Source organism: Motilimonas pumila (assembly GCF_003596335.1).
Classification (GTDB): Bacteria; Pseudomonadota; Gammaproteobacteria; order Enterobacterales; family CBDFNC01; genus Motilimonas; species Motilimonas pumila.
The window spans coordinates 1-626 of record NZ_QZCH01000110.1 but is presented as its reverse complement, the minus strand read 5'-3'; the positions used below and the strand labels follow the sequence as shown (position 1 = coordinate 626).

Annotated in this window: 1 protein-coding gene; it reads right to left on the bottom strand. The window is 57.5% G+C overall.

Annotated elements, in window-relative coordinates:
- Positions 1-219 precede the first annotated feature (219 nt).
- A partial coding sequence (locus tag D1Z90_RS20750) for a hypothetical protein (protein ID WP_232525335.1) occupies positions 220-626 on the bottom strand: 407 nt, incomplete at its 5' end.

Here is a 626-nt window from a genome sequence, read left to right as displayed (position 1 = left end):
CTCCCCCTCGGACAGAGCAGTTGTCCCATCCGTACCCGGCCCTTGGGGGGCCGGGACGGAAGTGGGAGAAAGCTTATTTGTACCGGGTGGGTGGAACCCTCCTTGCTGCCTAGGTTCTAGCGATCGCAGATCTCCCCTATTTTCAGGATCAGGGTGGAACTCCTCACAGGGAGCGGCTTTGAGGCCATTTTCTACGTGCCATAAATCCTTATTCTGGTCTTAGGTGTCACTTGAAACCTTGGAGAGGGATTTGAGGGCAGCGACGCGGGCCTTGACGGTGACGGGCAAGGTTCCAGCCTCCAGTAGTTGGGCTACTGCGAGCTGAATTCGCTCGCGGGCGTCCTGTGACTGCTGCTGATTCCAAGTCAGGTGCGCTGAAGTTGATTCCACAAGGGATTGACCTCCGTAAGGGTAGTAGTTGCTGAGTTCGATGCACCTGGCCCAATAGAGAGACAGGCGCACAATTTCGTGCTGATGGCGACACCACTGCTGATAGCCGGGTAGGGATTCAGCCACTTCTAAAATCCGTTCGGCCAACTGACCGCCGGTGAGTGGCTGGCCGTCCCCCGTTACGGCCTCTTTAACCGCCCCTTCGCACCTGCCGCAATAGGGACCAGTACGGGTAT